Source organism: Janthinobacterium sp. KBS0711 (genome assembly GCF_000988085.1).
GTDB classification, from domain to species: Bacteria; Pseudomonadota; Gammaproteobacteria; order Burkholderiales; family Burkholderiaceae_D; genus Janthinobacterium; species Janthinobacterium lividum_E.
The window spans coordinates 83,841-100,872 of sequence record NZ_LBCO01000002.1 but is presented as its reverse complement, the minus strand read 5'-3'; the positions used below and the strand labels follow the sequence as shown (position 1 = coordinate 100,872).

Below are 17,032 nucleotides of genomic sequence, written 5' to 3'. Positions count from 1 at the left end.
CAAGGAGTTCGCCCTTGCAAGGGCGAACCGTTACGCAGGCACGCAGCAGTGCTGTGTGAATTCCCTGCTGCACCAACGGCTCGCCATGAGTGGCGATTAACAACGTAGGTCGGATTAGCAGGGCAACGCCCTGCGTAATCCGACAACATTGTTGACGTGTGCAGCAAAGAAATACCACAGTCCAAATTGCAATAATTTGTAAAGATAATTGCCTTGGGAGCAGAGCGCCGATCTTTATTGTATGATCGGGCTATGCATATCGTCCTTATCACCGGAATATCCGGTTCCGGTAAATCCGTCGCGCTCAATGTGCTGGAAGATACCGGCTACTATTGTGTCGACAACCTGCCACCGGCCTTGCTGCCCAGCCTGGTGCAAACCCTGCTCGACGAAGGTACACCGCAACTGGCCGTCGCCGTCGATGCGCGCAGCGCCGAGTCGCTCGTCAGCTTGCCGCACAATGTGGCGCTGCTGCGCGACCAGGGGCACGACGTCAAGGTCATGTTTTTGACGGCCACCACGCATTCGCTGGTGGCGCGCTTCTCGGAAACGCGGCGCAGCCATCCGCTGTCGCATGAATTGCGCCCGAACCAGAATCCGGCCAGCCGCCGCACCCTGATCGAGTGCATTTCGGAAGAGCGCGAACGCCTGTCGGCCATCGAACAGCTGGGCCACGTGATCGACACGTCGGAACTGAGCGCCAACAAATTGCGCGCCTGGATCAAGGATATGATCGCCTCCGAACGCGCGCCACTGACCCTGTTCTTCGAATCGTTCGCCTTCAAGCTGGGCGTGCCGCTGGATGCCGATTTCGTCTTCGACGTGCGGGCCTTGCCCAATCCTTATTATGACCTGGCGCTGCGCCCGCTCGACGGCCGCGACGCGCCCGTGATCGCCTTTCTCGACGCGCAGCCAAGCGCACTGGAACTACTGGCCGACATCCGCACCTTCATCGAGAAATGGTTACCGTCATTCAAGTCCGACAACCGCAGCTACCTGACGGTGGCGCTCGGTTGCACGGGCGGCCAGCACCGCTCCGTGTACATGGCGGAACGGCTGGCGCAATACTTCGGCCCGAATGAACGGGTCGTGCTGCGCCACCGCGAGCGTAGCTAGTTAATTCAAGTGGCGCAGCGGATGCGCTTGGGCCGGCCAGACGGGCGCAAAGAAGCGCGCCACCATGGCCGCGTCGACCTCGTCCAGGGTTGATGGATTCCAGCGCGGCGCATTGTCCTTGTCGACCACCAGCGCGCGCACGCCCTCGAGCACTTCGCCATGCTCGAAATTGTGGCGCACCACCGTGCGCTCCAGACGCAGGCAATCGGCCACGCCCAGGTGAGCCCCCCGCTGCAGCAACTCCAGGGTTACCGACATCATCAAGGGCGAACGCAGGCGCATGGCCGCCAAAGCCTTGGCGGCGAACGCGCTGTCGTCCTGCGCCAGCGAGGCCATGATGGCCGCCACGGAGCCGGCGCCGAAATGGCGGTCCAGCGCCGCGCGCGCCGCCGCCAGCGAGGAAACGCCTGCCTGTGCCTGAAACGGCGCCGCCAGGGCCTTGATGGCCACCGGCAAGGCCTCGCCCGGCGTCGACTCGAACAGGGCCAGCAGCGCCCCCATCTGCGCCTCGGGCAGGTAGACATCGGCCAGGTCCGTGTACAGGGCGTCGGCCGCGCTGATCGTCAAGCCCGTCAAGCCCAAATACAAGCCCAGCTGGCCTGCCAGGCGGGACAGGAAATAACTGCCGCCCACGTCGGGAAACAAACCGATATTGACTTCCGGCATAGCCATGCGCGTGCGGCCCGTGACAATGCGCAGGCGGTTGCCGGGCCCTGCTTGTGCCACGCCCATGCCGCCGCCCATCACCACGCCATCCATCACGGCGATATACGGTTTCGGATAGAAATGAATCAAATGATTTAAAGCGTATTCTTCCGTAAAGAAATCTTCCAGCAAGGCGCTGCCGCCTTGCGGCGTGGCCAGGCCCGCATCGTAAAAGAAACGGATGTCGCCGCCGGCGCACAGCGCTTTTTCGCTGCTGGAACGGATCACCACTGCGTCCACCTGCGGGTCGTCGCGCCAGGCCAGCAGGGCCGCGCTCAGGGCGCGCACCATCTCCAGCGACAGGGAATTCAAGGCTTTCGGGCGGTCGAGCACGATGTGCCCCGTGCGGTTGCGGATGGAGGTCTGGACGAAGTCGCTCATGGCAGGCAGGAAAGAAGTGAAAGTGCAAACATTCTAGCCCCTGCGCGGGGAACATTGCGTTCAAAAGGTACGGGCGCAAAAAAGGGCGCAAGATGTGCGCCCTTAGTTGATCACAACTGCTGGAAGCGGGTGGCCTTAAACGGCGACGACGGCGTCTTCCTCGGAGTTGTCTGGCAGATGCTTGATCGCCTCTTTACCGTGCCCTTGCACTTTGGTTTTGTATTTCATCACTTGCCTATCGAGCTTGTCGATCAGGGCATCGATCGCGGCATACAGGTCTTGTGCCAGGCTTTCCACATAGACGGTTTTGCCACTTAAACGCAGGTTGACTTCGGCCTTTTGACGTTTTTCTTTCTCTTTGAGGTTATCCACGGTCAGAATCACGGCGATATCGATAACTTGATCGAAATGACGTTTCACGCGTTCCAGCTTCGTTTGTACGTATTCACGGATGGCTGGTGTCACTTCGAGATGATGTCCGCTGATGGTGAGATTCATACACACTCCTAAAGATGATCGGGTTCGTGCGGTCCATCCTATCCGGCCCGCAGAGGAACCGAAAAAAACTTACAAACACTTACGCAGGCTCACTGGCGGAATTTTCAACGCTTCCCGGTATTTGGCAACAGTACGTCGCGCAATCACCATGCCTTGTTCCCCCAGCATGTCCGCAATCTTACTGTCGGATAAAGGATTTTTAGGGTCTTCTGCTCCTGTCAGTTGCACGATCAATGCCCGTATCGCCGTCGATGACGCTTCGCCCCCCGCTTCGGTGGCGACGTGGCTACCAAAGAAATATTTCAACTCGAACATGCCGTGCGGGGTCAGCATGTACTTTTGAGTTGTTACCCGCGAGATAGTACTCTCGTGTAAACCCAGTGTATCAGCTATTTCACGGAGCACAAGGGGGCGCATGGCAACGGCCCCGTGCGAGAAAAAGTTCTTTTGTCTTTCTACTATCGCCTGTGCCACGCGCAGGATCGTGTCGAAACGCTGGCGCATATTCTTGATCAGCCACTTGGCTTCCTGCAACTGTGCGCCCATGGCGCCCTCGCCCTTGCCCTGCTTGAGCAGGTTGGCATACATGGCGTTGACGCGCAGGCGCGGCATCACATCGTTGTTCAAGGTGACTTGCCAGCCATTGCGCGCGCGCTTGACGACGACGTCGGGCACCACGTAATCGGACACGTCCGAGGCGAACACGGCGCCCGGATGCGGATTGCACTGGCGAATCACCGTCTGCGCTTCGCGCAAGTCTTCATCGTCGCAATCGAGGGCTTTTTTCAGCTTGTTGAAATCGCGCTGGGCAAACCAGGCCAGGTGCTTTTCCACGATGACGAGAGCCATGCGCCGCGTCACCATGGCGATGTGCGGCAAGCGCTTGATCTGCAGCGCCAGGCATTCGGACGCATTGCGCGCGCCCACGCCGGGCGGATCGAAACTTTGCAGCAGCGACAAGGCCGTGCGCATCTCGTCGGCGTCGATTTCCAGCTCTTCCGGCAGGCGCGCCAGGATGTCGTCGAGCGACTCTTCCAGGTAGCCATTGTCGTCGAGCGCGTCGATGATCAGCTCGACCAGCGCGCGGTCGCGCAATTCGAGCACCGTCACGCGCATCTGTTCCATCAGGTGTTCGCGCAGGGTGCAGTGATGGGCTTCCAGTTGCGGACGGGAATCTTCATCGTCGGGCGCCTTGCCCCGGCTCGCCTCGCTCCAGTCGCTGTCGCCGCCGTCCGCCGCGGCCGGGCTCTCGCCCGCCTCGCCGTCAAAGGTTTCCGCTTCGGCCGGCGCCGCGGGCGCTTCCTGGCCTGGCGGCTGGGGCGGCGCTTCAGCCGGCGCGGCCGTGGAACTCAAGGCGCCGTCCGACAGCAGGCGCAAGGAGCGGTCGAGCGGATCGTCGAGGCGCTCGAGCAGGGGATTGTCCGTCAGCAGTTGCTCTAGCTCCTGGTGCAATTCCAGGGTAGACAATTGCAACAGGCGTATCGATTGCTGCAACTGCGGCGTCAGTGCCAGGTGCTGCGAAGTGCGCAGCTGCAATGATTGTTTCATTGGCTTACATGCGGAAGTGTTCGCCCAGATAGACCCGGCGTACCGACTCGTTCGCGATGATGTCGTCGGGGCGTCCCGACGCCAGCACCGAGCCCTGGTTGATGATATAGGCACGGTCGCAAATACCCAGCGTCTCGCGCACATTATGATCGGTGATCAGCACGCCGATATTGCGCTCCTTCAAGAAGCGCACGATGCGCTGGATCTCGATCACGGCGATCGGATCGACGCCGGCGAACGGCTCGTCGAGCAACACGAAACGGGGATCGGTGGCCAGCGCGCGGGCGATTTCCACGCGGCGGCGCTCACCGCCCGACAGGGACAGGGCCTGGTTCTCGCGCAGCTTTTCAATCTGCAAGTCGGCCAGCAGTTTATCCAGGCGCTCCTCGATCTCGGCCTTCTTCAGGGGGCGGCCTTCGACGGTCTGGATTTCCAGCACGGCGCGGATATTGTCTTCCACCGTCAGCTTGCGGAACACGGACGCTTCCTGCGGCAGATAGGACAGGCCCATCTGCGCGCGGCGGTGGATCGGCAGGCTGGAAATGTCCACGCCGCTGATATCGATGCTGCCGCCGTCCGACGGCACCAGGCCGACGATCATGTAGAACGAGGTGGTCTTGCCGGCGCCGTTCGGGCCCAGCAAACCCACCACTTCGCCGCATTCGACTTGCAGCGAAACATCATGCACGACTTGCCGCTTGCCATAGGTTTTTTGCAGACCGCGAACGATCAGGGTGCTGCCGCAACGAGTATTGTCCATTATTTCTTTCCTGGCGCAGGCGTGGCTGGCGCTTTCTCCGCCGCCGGCGCCTTGGTCTTCGGCTGGATCACCATGCGCACGCTGCCGCCATCCGGGGTGCTGGTGCCGCTGTTGGAGTTTTCCATCGCAAATACTTCCTTGCGGCTGTCATACGAGATGAAGGCGCCATTGGCCACGTCGGTCACTTTCGTGCCTTCCAGACGCGTCAGCTTGGCCCGGGAAAACAGTTTCACCACTTCCGTCTTGTTGTCGTATTCCACGCGCTCCGCTTCGCCTTCGACCCACAGGTCGCCCGCGCCATCGCGCTTCTGGCGGAAGGTGGCCAGCTTGCCGGGATCGGCCCAGAAGGTGATGAACTGGTAGCCTTGCGGGTCTTCCGTGATCAGGGCCCGGCCCGCCTTCATGGTCAGGGTGCCTTTCACCAGCACGACGTCGCCCGTCAGGGTACGCACCTGCTTGACGTCATCGACGTGGCCGCTGCGTGCCGTGATGACGGCTTCCTTCTCGGAATCGGCCTTCTCGGCATGCGCCACGCCCATGATGGCCAGCGAAAATACGGTCAACAGCAAGATGTTCTTCATAGTATGGTTTCCTTGTTTCATTCTGTCATTTTGCCGCCGCGGCCGGGCGCGGTTTTGGCGGGAGGACCATGCGCAGCGCATTCTGCACTTCCACCTCGCCGGTGGCGTTATTGGCTTTCATGCCGATGCCATTGAGGCGCGAGGTGCCCGTCAGGATATCGACAGGCACGTCCGTTTCCATTCTTTCCTCGTCCGGAAACACCGTCAGCGCCTCCGTCTTGACCGTCAGGTTCTGCGCCTTCGGACTGGCCACGCGGTCGATCACGACCTTGCGGTGCAATTGCAACCGGGTATTGTCCTGGTCGATATGCGCCAGTTCCGCGTTCATGTTCAACGGCGGCATGCCGGGCGTGAGCTTGCGCACGAAAGGCTGGTCGATATCGGACGAATCGTCGGCCGGATAATGCGTAAGCTTGGTGCCCGATACGATATAGCTGGGCTTACCCGTCAAATCCATGCGCACCAGGCTGAAATTGGTGATGAAATAGTCAGGCTCATCCAGATGCTTGCTGGCCTTGATGTCCTGGCTGTTCTTGTTCATCACTTCGAGCAGCCAAAAGCTGCCCAGCGCGACAACAACCGCGCCCAGCAGGGTAAAAATCGTGCGCCAGCGATGGGCGCCTCCTGGCTTACGCATAGGGTTTCACTCTTTCCAATATCACTGGCGGCAAGGCGCGCCTCACTCCAGGAACGGCGCCATGACGCGCGCATAGTTGTCCTGGGCGCGCAGCAGGAATTCGCAGATCTCGCGCACGGCGCCGCGGCCGCCGCCGGCCTGCGTCACATGGTGCGCCAGGTCCTGCGCTTCCGGGCGCCCGCCCGGCACGCTGACGGCAAAACCCACGCGCTTCAGGATGGGTGCATCGATGACGTCGTCGCCGATATAGCCGCATTGCTCTTCCGTCAAGCCCGTCAGCGCCAGCAGTTCGCGAAACGGCGTCAGCTTGTCATGGCCGCCCTGGTGCACATGGGTAATGCCCAGGTCTTGCGCGCGGCGCGCCGTAATGGCCGAGCGGCGCGCGCTGATGATGGCCGTCTGCACGCCCGATTCCTGCAGCAGCTTGATGCCCAGGCCATCATACACATTAAACGTTTTCATCATCTCGCCGTCGGGGCCGAAATGCAGGCTGCCGTCGGTGAGCACGCCATCGACGTCAAAGATCATCAGTTTGACCTTGGCCGCGCGCGCCAGGTTGTCCGCTACGCTGTCCATCAGATCACCTTCGCTTGCGTCAGATCATGGATATGCAGCGCGCCCACCAGCTTGCCGTCGGCGTCGACGACCAGCATCTGGTTGATGCGGAACTGCTCCATCACGGCCACGGCATCGACGGCCAGGCGCTCGGGCGCGATGCTGCGCGGCTGCGCATGCATGACGTCGCGGATCGCCACTTGCGTGAAATCCTGCACGCGCTCGAACATGCGGCGCAAGTCGCCATCCGTAAACACGCCCACGGGGCGGTTGTCGGCATCGACGACGGCCGTCATGCCCATGCCCTTCTTCGTCATTTCTTCCAGCGCCTGCAGCAGGGAAGCCTGCACGGGTACCTTCGGCACCCGTTCGCCGCTGCGCATGACGTCATGCACGTGCGTGAGCAGGCGGCGGCCCAGGGCGCCGCCAGGATGCGAGCGGGCGAAATCTTCTTCCTTGAAGCCGCGCAAGTCGAGCAAGGCCACGGCAATCGCGTCGCCCAGGGCCAGGGTGACGGTGGTGCTGGCCGTCGGCGCCAGGTTCAGCGGACAGGCTTCTTTTTCAACGGAAATATCCAGGTGCACATCGGCCAGCTGGGCCAGGCTGGAATTCGGTTTGCCCGTCATGGAAATCAGTACGCCGCCCATGCGCTTGACGACGGGCATGATGGCCATCAGTTCGGACGACTCGCCCGAGTACGATATGGCAATAAAAGCATCGTCCGAGGTGACCATGCCCAGGTCGCCATGGGCCGCTTCGGCCGGATGCACGAACAGGGCCGGCGTGCCGGTGGAAGCGAGGGTGGCGGCAATCTTGCGCGCGATATGGCCGGACTTGCCGATGCCGGAGACGACGACTCTTCCTTTGCATTGCAGCAACAGCGCCACGGCGCGGCCCACGCTGTCGTCCGTGGCCAGGCGCGCGTGCAGCGCAACGATGGCGTCGGACTCGATCTGCAAGGTAGTGCGGGCCAGCGCGACAGCGCGCTCGGTCGTCGCTTGCATGTCAATTCGATCAAAAGCTTTCAGCATTGTTTTTTCATGGGTTACACTCATGCCCAAAGTATAAACGAATTAGGAAAGCAAAAAACTTGCCAGTCACAACAAACAACGATTTCCATTGACCGTACCGGGCAACCCATGTTTTCCTCGCTTGAACTGACCCTGATGTTACTCGGCAGCGCCGTGCTGGGCGTGGTCGCTTTCAGAATGTTGCATTTGCCGCCCATGCTGGGCTACCTGGCCGTTGGCATCGTCATCGGGCCCCATGCGCTGGGCCTGGCGGCGGAAAACGAGGCCAGCCACACCTTGGCCGAGTTCGGCGTCGTCTTCCTGATGTTTTCCATCGGGCTCGAATTCTCCCTGCCCAAGTTCCTCGCCATGCGGCGCATCGTCTTCGGCCTTGGCATGGCGCAGGTGGTCACCACCATCATCGCCACCGTCGTCTTCGGCTGGCTCGTCGGACATTACCTGTCCGCCTACATCCACCTGAGCTGGCAAGCCGCGTTCGCCCTGGGCGGCGCGCTGGCCATGTCGTCAACGGCCATCGTCTCGAAAATGCTCACTGAGCGGCTGGAACTCGAAAGCGAACACGGGCGCAAGATCATCGGCATTTTGCTGTTCCAGGACTTGGCCGTCGTGCCCCTGCTGATCCTCATTCCCGCCCTCACGCGCGATTCGGACAACTTGGCCGAAACCCTGGCCTGGGCCGGCGGCAAGGCCTTGGTGGTACTCATTTTGCTCTTGTTCATCGGCCAGAAGATGGTGCGCGGCTGGCTGACCATCGTCGCCAAGCGCCGTTCGCAAGAATTGTTCATGCTCAACCTGCTCCTGATTACCCTAGGCGCGGCGTGGATCACGGAGCGGGCCGGGCTGTCGCTGGCCCTGGGCGCTTTTGTTGCCGGGATGCTCATTTCCGAGACGGAATTCAAGCACCAGGTGGAAGAGGATATCAAGCCCTTCCGCGACGTGCTGCTGGGCCTGTTCTTCATCACCGTCGGCATGCTGCTCAATATCCGCGTCGTGTTTGAGAACTGGTGGCTGGTGCTGCTCTTGCTGTGCGGCCCCGTGCTGCTGAAATTTGCCCTGATCGCGGGCCTGGCACGGCTGTTCGGCTCCAGCAACGGCGTGGCCTTGCGCACGGGGCTGGGACTGGCCCAGGCGGGCGAGTTCGGCTTTGTGCTGCTGAACCTGGCTGGCGGCATCAAGCTGATGGACCCGTTCGTCGTGCAGGTGGTGCTGGCCTCGATGGTGCTGTCGATGCTGGTGGCGCCCTTCCTCATCGCCAAGTCCGACGCCATCGTCATGAAACTGGCGGCCAACGACTGGATGATGCAATCGTTGGCGCTGACGAAGATCGCCACGCGTACCATGGCGTCGCAGAAACACGTGCTGATCGCCGGCTTCGGTCGCAGCGGGCAAAGCCTGGCTACCCTGCTGGCGGAAGAAAAGATCGAATACCACGCGCTGGACCTGGACCCGGAACGGGTGCAGGAGGCGCAGCTGGCCGGCGCCCACGTCTCGTATGGCGACGCGGGCCGGCGCGAAAGCCTGGTGGCGGCCGGCATCTACCGGGCCAGCGCCGTCGTGATCACGTACGCCAACACGCCGTCGGCACTGAAGTTATTGCATCTGCTTAATGAAATGGCACCGACCTTGCCCGTCATCGTGCGCAGCCACGACGATACCGACCTCGACCAGTTGAAGAAGGCGGGCGCGGCCGAAGTGGTGCCGGAATTGATGGAAGGCAGCCTGATGCTCGCTTCGCACGCGCTGATCATGATGGGCGTGCCCCTGCGCCGCGTCGTGCACCGGGTGCAAGCGGCGCGCGAGGAGCGCTATGCCTCCTTGCGCGGTTATTTCCATGGCACCAGCGATGCGGGCGACGATGCCGAACTGGAACGCTTGCATACGGTCACCGTCAGCGACGGCGCGCATTGCGTGGACTTGCCCCTGAGTGCGATCGACGTGGCTGGCTGCGGCGCCTTTGTGACGGCCATCCGCCGCGGCCGCGGCCGCCTCGACGTCACGCCCGAGACGCAACTGGCCAGCGGCGACGTGGTGGTGCTGCGCGGCACGGCCGACGCCGTGGCCAAGGCCGAAACTTTACTATTGAAATAATTAACCGGGCTGCGCCTGCCAGCTGACAACCTTGTTGCGGCCATCGGCCTTGGCCTGGTACAGGGCCTGGTCGGCGTGCGCCACCAGTTGCTGCGCCACCGTCTCGATCGGCAGCAGCGCCGCGTCCGCTTCCAGGCTGGCCACGCCGATCGACACGCTGACCCACGCCTGCGCGCTGCCCGGCAAGTCGAACATGGTTCCGGCGATGCTGGCGCGGATGCGTTCGGCAACGAAGGTCGCGCTGTCGAGGTTGGCGTCGATCAGCAACACGACGAATTCCTCGCCGCCGAAACGGCCCAGTGCATCGGAGCGGCGCAATTCCGTGCGGATGCGCGTGGCCACTTCGCGCAGCACTTCATCGCCGCCCTGGTGACCATGCGTGTCATTGACCAATTTAAAATGGTCGATGTCGATATACATGCATGAGATGCAATAATTCTGGCGCCGCGCGCGCGCGATTTCTTCCAGCAGGCGGCGGTCGATATAGCGGCGGTTGTAGACCCCCGTCAGGGAATCGGTCAAACCGATGTATTTGAGCATTTCATTGCTGATCACGTTTTCCAGGCAAATGGCGATGATGGAGGCCATGTGCTTGATGAAATCCGTGCCCAGCGCGGGCGTAAAACGCGTCACGTCGCTGCTGGCCAGGTTCAGGCTGCCAATCAGGCGCTTGTTGCGCAGCAAGGGCACCAGCGCCACGCTGCGCAGCGCGTCGATCTGCGGAAAACGGGGGCCATGCACGGCCGCATCGAAGGCACCGAGCAGCGGCATCGGCGGCAAGGCCGCCTCGCCCTCGGCCACGGGCTTTGGTGCGGCAAAACCCAGCTCCGCCACGGTGTGCACGAACAGCAACTGGGGGAAGGCGCTGAAATCGACGCCCAGCTTTTCCATCACCAGCACGATATCGTCATCCTCGTCGAGCAGGCTCAAGGTGACGCCATCAAGGTCGGAAATCACGGGCAAGGTGCGGAAGATGGTGCCGATCAGTTCGGGAAACGTGGACGCGCTGACGATTTCCAGGTCGAACGCCTGGTGGCGGCACATGATGTCGTGGTTGCGCTCAACCTGTTCCAGCAGGAAAGCCATGCGCGCGCGCAAGGCCTGGTTTTCGGCTTCGAGGCTGGCAATGCGCGGGTCCGGCGGTATTGCTTGATTCATAGAAACCTTAAACCCTTGTATGCGGGCGCCATGCTTAAAATGCCAGTTCGAAACCGATGTCCTGCCCCACCACGATACGCTCATCGCCGCCTTCAGTGACGATGGCGTTCATGCCAAAGCAGATGGCGCCGTCCAGCTCGGGCTTGGCGCGATAGCCATGCATGACGTCGAGCGGGTCCGGTCCGGGTACGCCCGTGGCCTGGTCCACCGACGGGATCGGGCAGCGCGAACACGGCTTGACGGGTTTCAAGGTGGTCGCGCCAAATTGCAGGAAGTCGGCGTAGTCTTCCTCGAAGGCGCCGATGTCGCCAATGACGAGGTTGGGGCGGAAGCGGTTCATCGGCAGCGCTTCACGGCCGGCGGCGCGCAGCTTGTCATTCACGTCATCGAGCGAAGCATTGCCCGCGATCAGCACCGGATAACCATCGGCAAACATGGTCTCGGCAGCCACGCCATTGGTCCATTTGGTGCTGGTGGCGCGCACCACATCCGGATGAAAACGCGCCAGACGGCACGGCACGCCGATGGCCTGGGAAAACCAGGTGGCCGTCACCTCGTCGCAATCGTAGGCGCGCACGCTATCGTCCCACACTTGCACGTCCAACATGGGCGCCAATTGCGGATGCGGCAAGCCCAGCTCGATTTCCAGACGCAGCATGCCCGGCGCGCGCAATTCCAGGGTGGTGGCCTTGATGGAAGGCACGATCAGCGCCATGCGCGGATACTCGCGTTGAGTCAGGAAGCGGCCTTGCGCATCGACCACCATCCATTCGCGGTCGAACACGTGCTCGCTCATCAGCCCCGAGCGTGTCAGGACCGCCTCGCGCAAATGGATGCCGGCGCACGATTTGATCGGATACAGGATGATGTCGGACAGGATAGCCATGGACAGGGGAGAAGAACAGTGTGGCTGCTTCTGCCAGGAAATTATTCAGAAGCGAAGTATGGCAGCAAAGCGGGCAAGCGTAAATCGGCCAGGCTCAGCCGATGAGGCTGGCCTGGCGCGGTATTGATCAATACGTGTAGAAAATACGCTGGATTTCTTGCGTGCTGTTCGTTTTGGTCAAGGCCAGCATCAGCAGGATGCGGGCTTTTTGCGGGTTCAGGGTGTCGGATACGACACTGTCGAGTTCATCGTCGTTGGCTTCGCCATTGCGCGCCACGATGCCTTGGCCGACTCGGCTCGAACGCACGATCAGCACGCCCTTCTGGCGCGCTTCCACCAGGGCCGGCTTCATTTGCGCGGCCACGCTGCCATCGCCCACGCCTGCGTGGATGATGCCCTTGGCGCCAGCGGCGATGAAGGCGTCGATGCCGACACGGTTCATGTTGGCGTAGCCGTAAACGATGTCCACTTGCGGCAGAGCATCGAGCTTGCTGATGTCAAATTCCGTTTCCAAGGTGTGCTTGCGCGTCGACTGGCGGTAGAAGAAAGGCTTGCTGCCCTGGATGTAGCCGAGCATGCCCAGTTCCGGCGACTTGAAGGTGTCGGTGGTCGAGGTGTTGGTTTTGGTCACTTCGCGCGCGGCGTTGATCTGGTCGTTCAAGGCCACCAGCACGCCCTTGCCCACGGCTTCCTTGCTACCGGCCAACAACACGGCGTTGTACAGGTTGATCGGGCCGTCAGCCGAGATGGCCGTCGACGGACGCATGGCGCCCACCACGACGACCGGCTTGTTGCTCTTCACGGTCAGGTTCAGGAAATACGCCGTTTCCTCGATGGTGTCGGTGCCGTGCGTGACGACCACGCCATCGACATCGTTCGAGGCCAGCAGCACGTTGATGCGCTTGGCCAGGGTCAGCCAGTGGCTGTTGCCCATGCTTTCACTGGCGATCTGGAATACTTGCTCGCCTTTTACGTTTGCCACTTTCTTCAATTCCGGCACGGCCGCGATCAGGCGCTCGACGCCCACGGTGGCCGAGGTGTAGCCGACGGTGGTGGTGCTGTCGGCACCGCTACCGGCGATGGTGCCGCCTGTGGCCAGAATCACCACGTTCGGCAATTTGACGGCCGCCTGCTGCGCGCGCGCCGGAGATGCGGCGATAAAGCCCATCAGCAAGGTAGCCAGCATCAGCTGTGCACAAGAATGGAATTTGCGTGAAAACATGGTGCTCCTGTTCGGTGATGTGTCAAAGATAACAAAGTCGTGTGCAAATTATATGTCATCAGTGCTACAAAAAACCCCAGATTCACGCGTATCGCGCAAACGTGCGCCCCTTCCCATGCGCTACAGTGGCGCCATGTCCACACTCCTGTCCTTCCGGTCTTGCCTCGTCCTGCCGCTCGTCTTGATGGCGCTGGGCGCCTGCTCCACGCAAATCGAACTGCGCACGGCGGCGCAGCAGGAACAGTTCGCGCGGGAAGCGGCCAGCCAGGGCGACTGGGCGCAAGCCATGCGCAACTATGCGGACGCGGCCGACAATGCCGAACTGGGCCATGGAGATCTCGCTTGGCAGGCGCGGTTGCACCACGAGGCGGGACGCGCCGCCAGCGCCGCCTGCCGCGAAGACGCGGCCAAATTTCATTTCCGCCGCGCCATCGCGCTGGCAAAGAAAAGCGGTCAATCGAGCGCCCTCAGCGACAAGGCGCTGGAATCGCTGGCGGCGGGCAAACCTTGCGGAGTCCCTCAATGAACATCACGCGCACCTTGCTGGCCGCCTGCGCCCTGTTCGCCGCCATGGCGCCGGCGCGCGCCGCCGAAGCACCGCTGCCATTATGGGAAGCGGGCGTGTTTGGCGGCACGGCCGTCACGCCCGCCTATCCAGGCGCCAGCGAGCGCTCGACGCGCAGCCTGGCCCTGCCCTATCTGATTTATCGCGGGAAAGTCTTGCGCGCCGACCGTTCGGGTGTGGGCGCGCGCCTGCTCGATACGGACCGCCTCGACTTCGATATCGGTTTTGCCCTGTCCTTGCCGGCCCGCTCTCGCGACGTGCCGGCCCGGCGCGGCATGCCCGACCTGGGTACCCTGGTGGAATTTGGCCCGCGCCTGAAAATCAAGCTGGCCGAGCCGACGCAGCACAGCCGTCTGGCGCTGGAACTGCCCTTGCGCGCCGTCATCGAAGCGCGCGGCGGCCTGCGCCGCCAGGGCGCCACGTTCGAGCCGCGCCTCGTCTACGCGCTGCAAGGCGAACAGCAGGCATGGCATGTCGACGCCAGCCTGGGCGCCGTGCTGGGCAATGCCGCCATCAACGATTATTTTTATGGCGTCAGCCCCGCGTATGCCACCGGCCAGCGGCCCGCGTATGCGGCAAAAAGCGGGCTGATGCTCACGCGGCTGGGCCTCGGTGGTTCGTACCGGCTGCACCAAGACTGGCGCGCCTTTGCCTTTCTGCGCTACGACAACTACACGGGCGCCGCCAACCGCGCCAGCCCCCTGCTGCGCCAGAACAGCGGCACCTCGGCCGGCATCGGGCTGATGTGGACGTGGCACCGCTCGGACAGCCTGGCGCGGGGCCCGGACGAGTAATAACGAGTAACAGCAAGACGGCTTAAAACTCCGTCGTGGCCGACAGCATGAAAGTGCGCGGCGCGCCCAGGCCCAGGCTGGTCCATTGCGGCAGCGCCCAGTACGCCCGGTTGCCGACGTTCGTCACGCTGGCGCGCACAGTCAGGGGCCGGCCCGCCACATTCGTCGCATAGCGGGCGCCCAGGTCAAACACGGTACGGCCCGGCACGGACATCGAATTGTCGGCATTGATATATTGCTTCGATGCCGCCGTCGCATTCGCCGTCAGGGTCACGCCGGGGATGGCAGGCGTATCCCATTCGACACCGAGCTTGGCTTGCAGCTTGGGCACACCCGTTGCCTGCTTGCCCTGGTTGGCGCCGCCCGGCGTCTTGCTCAAGACCGGGTCGACATACGCCACGCCGCCCATCAGGCGCACGTCGCGCAGGGGCGAACCGAAGAAGCCCCAGTCGATGCCGCGGTTGCGCTGCTCGCCGCCAAAGGAAAAGATATTGCTGACGGGATCGACATAGCTGCTGGGCCGCTTGATTTCGTACACGCTGACCGTATGCGCGAACTCGCCCAGGTCGACCTTGACGCCAGCCTCCATCTGCTTCGATTTATAGGGAGCAAAGACGTCGCCCGCGTTGGCCGCCGTCATGGGAGCCGTCGCGCCCTGGCTCAAGCCTTCGATGTAATTGCCATACAGGGAAATGTTCCTGGCGGCCTTGACCAGCAGGGCGACGGCCGGCGTGGTGGCGCCTTCGTCATAGCGCGAGGTGCGCGCGCCCGTCTTGATATTGAAGTTATCACTGAGCACTTCCTGGCGGCGCAAACCCACCGTCAATTGCACGGTGTCTTGCGCAAAAGAAAGCGTGTCGACCAGGCCGACACTGGCCAGGCGGAGTTCCGCCTTGGAAATTTGTGGCGCCTCGAAGCGCGTCGCCGGACCCCAGACGGGGTTATAGATGTTCGTGATCCAGTCTTTTGCCAGGGTATTTCTGCGCCCGTACTGCTTGTCCGTATGGTGATAATACGTGGCGTTGACGGCCCATTGATGACCGATATCGCCCGTGCGCAGCTTGCCGCGCAAGCCCGCCTCCGCCGACTGCTTTTCCACATCAAAACCCAGGTCGGCAAGATTGGTGCGATAGTCGCCAGCCGTGTTGAACACCTGGATCAGGTACGCGCCCGTCGACTGATAGTCGGCCCGGCTGGCGCCCACGGCGGCATACGCCATCACTTGCTCATTGACGTCCAGCTCGCCGCGCAGCATGGCGCCCTTGTCCTTGGTATCGTAGAACGCCCAGCTGGGATTCAACAAGGTTTCCGCTTTCGGCGGACGCGGCACGGGCAAGCCGGGGGCCAGGTTGACGCCCCGGTTCAAGCCATCCGCGCGGTCCTCGCTGTGGTACAGGTCGGCGGACAGGCGCGCACCGTTGCCACGCCAGTCCAGCCCCACGGAGACGAGCTTGGTCTTCTTTTTCTGATGGTCGATGGCGCCCTCGCCATCGCGGTAGACGCCGTTGATGCGGATGCCGAACTGTTGATTCTCACCGAACCGCTGGCCCAGGTCCACATGGCCGCCCCATTGCGCGTCCGACATATACGATGCCGTCACCCTCGCCAGCGGCGTCTCGCCCGCGCGCTTGGGCACGAGGTTGATGCTGCCGCCTACCGAGCCGCCCGGTGGCATGCCATTGAGCAATGCTGACGGTCCCTTCAGCACCTCGACGCGCTCGAACATTTCAGGCGAGGTGCGGTAGTAGGGCGAGATGCCGTACAGGCCGCCAAACGCGACGTCGCCGATATTCGAGCTGAAGCCCCGTATCGAATAATTCTCGCCGATGATGCCCGTCATGCCGCTGCTGAAGACGGTGGGATCGGTGGCGGAAATCACATCGGTGATGTCGCGCGCCTGGCGGTCTTCGATGAATTTATCCGTATAGTTGATGGTGTTGAACGGCGTTTCCATGAAATCCTTGTCACCAAGAAAACCCACGCGGCCGCCGGACGCCACTTGCCCGCCTGCGTAGGCATCCGTCACGGTGCTGCCTTTGCCCCAGACCGTCACGGCCGGCATGGTGGCGGCGGCGCCATGCGCCGGCTCGCGGCGCACCGTATAACTGCCATTGCCCTCACGCACGGCTTGCAAGCCGTGGCCGCGCAACAATTCGTAAAAGCCTTCGGGTACGCTGTAGCTGCCGGACAGGCCGGCGCTGTTCTTGCCTTGCAGCAGGCTGGCCTCGACCGTCAATTCCACGCCCGCCTCGGCGGCGAAAATGTTGAGCGCCGAGCCCAGCGCACCGGCCGGCACGCTGAACGCTTGCCGGGCCTGGCCCGCCCCCGCTTGCGCAAAGGCCGGCGGGGCCGCCACGCCCAGCGCCCCCGCGGTCAAGCCCGTGATGAGCGCAACTTGCACGGCGGTGGCGATGCGGCTCAGATTGAAGGCGGGAAGGTGGCGTGTTGCCATGCGGTGTGTCATACAGTAAATCCTTTCAGATGGGATGATTGCTTGTTCTCACCCT

The 17,032-nt window shown here is 62.4% G+C and carries 16 protein-coding genes; 4 read left to right on the top strand and 12 right to left on the bottom strand.

Going from position 1 to position 17,032, the window contains the following annotated elements:
• The first annotated feature begins 252 nt into the window (after positions 1-252).
• Positions 253-1,116, top strand: a complete 864-nt coding sequence (rapZ, locus tag VM94_RS00505) for an RNase adapter RapZ (protein ID WP_046681712.1) — start codon at positions 253-255, stop codon at positions 1,114-1,116.
• Here rapZ and VM94_RS00500 read toward each other — a convergent pair whose 3' ends face one another.
• The 8 genes from VM94_RS00500 to VM94_RS00465 form a co-directional block, all read right to left on the bottom strand.
• Positions 1,117-2,202, bottom strand: a complete 1,086-nt coding sequence (locus VM94_RS00500; protein WP_046681711.1) for an enoyl-CoA hydratase/isomerase family protein — start codon at positions 2,200-2,202, stop codon at positions 1,117-1,119.
• A 135-nt stretch (positions 2,203-2,337) separates the two neighbouring features.
• Positions 2,338-2,700, bottom strand: coding sequence for a ribosome hibernation-promoting factor, HPF/YfiA family (gene hpf / locus VM94_RS00495; protein ID WP_034753331.1), 363 nt, complete (start codon positions 2,698-2,700; stop codon positions 2,338-2,340).
• A 69-nt stretch (positions 2,701-2,769) separates the two neighbouring features.
• The gene (locus VM94_RS00490) at positions 2,770-4,248 is read right to left on the bottom strand and encodes an RNA polymerase factor sigma-54 (protein WP_046681710.1); all 1,479 of its coding nucleotides are present in this window, start codon (positions 4,246-4,248) and stop codon (positions 2,770-2,772) included.
• A 4-nt stretch (positions 4,249-4,252) separates the two neighbouring features.
• Complete coding sequence (gene lptB, locus VM94_RS00485) at positions 4,253-5,008, bottom strand: LPS export ABC transporter ATP-binding protein (RefSeq protein WP_034753325.1); 756 nt, start codon at positions 5,006-5,008, stop codon at positions 4,253-4,255.
• Entirely contained in the window at positions 5,008-5,589 is a 582-nt protein-coding gene (gene lptA / locus VM94_RS00480) for a lipopolysaccharide transport periplasmic protein LptA (RefSeq protein WP_046681709.1), read from the bottom strand. Before lptA ends, lptB begins: the two co-directional genes overlap by 1 nt.
• A gap of 25 nt (positions 5,590-5,614) precedes the next feature.
• The gene (gene lptC, locus VM94_RS00475; protein WP_046681708.1) at positions 5,615-6,226 is read right to left on the bottom strand and encodes an LPS export ABC transporter periplasmic protein LptC; all 612 of its coding nucleotides are present in this window, start codon (positions 6,224-6,226) and stop codon (positions 5,615-5,617) included.
• 42 nt (positions 6,227-6,268) lie between these two features.
• Complete coding sequence (locus tag VM94_RS00470) at positions 6,269-6,802, bottom strand: KdsC family phosphatase (protein ID WP_046681707.1); 534 nt, start codon at positions 6,800-6,802, stop codon at positions 6,269-6,271.
• On the bottom strand, positions 6,802-7,812 hold the full coding sequence (locus tag VM94_RS00465; protein WP_082127485.1) for a KpsF/GutQ family sugar-phosphate isomerase: 1,011 nt from the start codon (positions 7,810-7,812) through the stop codon (positions 6,802-6,804). Before VM94_RS00465 ends, VM94_RS00470 begins: the two co-directional genes overlap by 1 nt.
• A gap of 108 nt (positions 7,813-7,920) precedes the next feature.
• Here VM94_RS00465 and VM94_RS00460 point away from each other — a divergent pair, with 108 nt between their 5' ends.
• A complete protein-coding gene (locus VM94_RS00460; RefSeq protein ID WP_046681706.1) occupies positions 7,921-9,900 on the top strand; it encodes a monovalent cation:proton antiporter family protein in 1,980 nt (659 codons plus the stop codon).
• Here the strand turns inward: VM94_RS00460 and VM94_RS00455 are convergent, their stop codons facing one another.
• The 3 genes from VM94_RS00455 to VM94_RS00445 form a co-directional block, all read right to left on the bottom strand.
• Entirely contained in the window at positions 9,901-11,058 is a 1,158-nt protein-coding gene (locus VM94_RS00455) for a GGDEF domain-containing protein (RefSeq protein WP_046681705.1), read from the bottom strand.
• A 34-nt stretch (positions 11,059-11,092) separates the two neighbouring features.
• Positions 11,093-11,944: an MOSC domain-containing protein gene (locus tag VM94_RS00450; protein ID WP_046681704.1), complete on the bottom strand. Its 852-nt coding sequence runs from the start codon at positions 11,942-11,944 to the stop codon at positions 11,093-11,095.
• Between the two features lie 127 nt (positions 11,945-12,071).
• Positions 12,072-13,166, bottom strand: coding sequence for a type II asparaginase (locus VM94_RS00445; RefSeq protein ID WP_046681703.1), 1,095 nt, complete (start codon positions 13,164-13,166; stop codon positions 12,072-12,074).
• Between the two features lie 133 nt (positions 13,167-13,299).
• On the opposite strand from VM94_RS00445, the gene VM94_RS00440 reads away from it, so the two are divergent.
• A complete protein-coding gene (locus tag VM94_RS00440; RefSeq protein WP_138828932.1) occupies positions 13,300-13,692 on the top strand; it encodes a hypothetical protein in 393 nt (130 codons plus the stop codon).
• Entirely contained in the window at positions 13,689-14,525 is an 837-nt protein-coding gene (locus VM94_RS00435) for a MipA/OmpV family protein (RefSeq protein ID WP_046681701.1), read from the top strand. Before VM94_RS00440 ends, VM94_RS00435 begins: the two co-directional genes overlap by 4 nt.
• A 22-nt stretch (positions 14,526-14,547) precedes the next feature.
• Here VM94_RS00435 and VM94_RS00430 read toward each other — a convergent pair whose 3' ends face one another.
• Positions 14,548-16,977 carry a TonB-dependent receptor gene (locus VM94_RS00430; protein WP_185982098.1) on the bottom strand — a complete coding sequence of 810 codons (2,430 nt, stop codon included), beginning with the start codon at positions 16,975-16,977 and terminating at the stop codon, positions 14,548-14,550.
• Positions 16,978-17,032: the final 55 nt, after the last annotated feature.

What these genes read in the sequence shown, in the direction of transcription:
- rapZ (WP_046681712.1), top strand. Translation starts at nt 253, where the DNA reads ATGCATATCGTCCTTATCACCGGAATATCCGGTTCCGGTAAATCCGTC.
- VM94_RS00500 (WP_046681711.1), bottom strand. Translation starts at nt 2,202, where the DNA reads ATGAGCGACTTCGTCCAGACCTCCATCCGCAACCGCACGGGGCACATC.
- hpf (WP_034753331.1), bottom strand. Translation starts at nt 2,700, where the DNA reads ATGAATCTCACCATCAGCGGACATCATCTCGAAGTGACACCAGCCATC.
- VM94_RS00490 (WP_046681710.1), bottom strand. Translation starts at nt 4,248, where the DNA reads ATGAAACAATCATTGCAGCTGCGCACTTCGCAGCACCTGGCACTGACG.
- lptB (WP_034753325.1), bottom strand. Translation starts at nt 5,008, where the DNA reads ATGGACAATACTCGTTGCGGCAGCACCCTGATCGTTCGCGGTCTGCAA.
- lptA (WP_046681709.1), bottom strand. Translation starts at nt 5,589, where the DNA reads ATGAAGAACATCTTGCTGTTGACCGTATTTTCGCTGGCCATCATGGGC.
- lptC (WP_046681708.1), bottom strand. Translation starts at nt 6,226, where the DNA reads ATGCGTAAGCCAGGAGGCGCCCATCGCTGGCGCACGATTTTTACCCTG.
- VM94_RS00470 (WP_046681707.1), bottom strand. Translation starts at nt 6,802, where the DNA reads ATGGACAGCGTAGCGGACAACCTGGCGCGCGCGGCCAAGGTCAAACTG.
- VM94_RS00465 (WP_082127485.1), bottom strand. Translation starts at nt 7,812, where the DNA reads ATGCTGAAAGCTTTTGATCGAATTGACATGCAAGCGACGACCGAGCGC.
- VM94_RS00460 (WP_046681706.1), top strand. Translation starts at nt 7,921, where the DNA reads ATGTTTTCCTCGCTTGAACTGACCCTGATGTTACTCGGCAGCGCCGTG.
- VM94_RS00455 (WP_046681705.1), bottom strand. Translation starts at nt 11,058, where the DNA reads ATGAATCAAGCAATACCGCCGGACCCGCGCATTGCCAGCCTCGAAGCC.
- VM94_RS00450 (WP_046681704.1), bottom strand. Translation starts at nt 11,944, where the DNA reads ATGGCTATCCTGTCCGACATCATCCTGTATCCGATCAAATCGTGCGCC.
- VM94_RS00445 (WP_046681703.1), bottom strand. Translation starts at nt 13,166, where the DNA reads ATGTTTTCACGCAAATTCCATTCTTGTGCACAGCTGATGCTGGCTACC.
- VM94_RS00440 (WP_138828932.1), top strand. Translation starts at nt 13,300, where the DNA reads ATGTCCACACTCCTGTCCTTCCGGTCTTGCCTCGTCCTGCCGCTCGTC.
- VM94_RS00435 (WP_046681701.1), top strand. Translation starts at nt 13,689, where the DNA reads ATGAACATCACGCGCACCTTGCTGGCCGCCTGCGCCCTGTTCGCCGCC.
- VM94_RS00430 (WP_185982098.1), bottom strand. Translation starts at nt 16,977, where the DNA reads ATGGCAACACGCCACCTTCCCGCCTTCAATCTGAGCCGCATCGCCACC.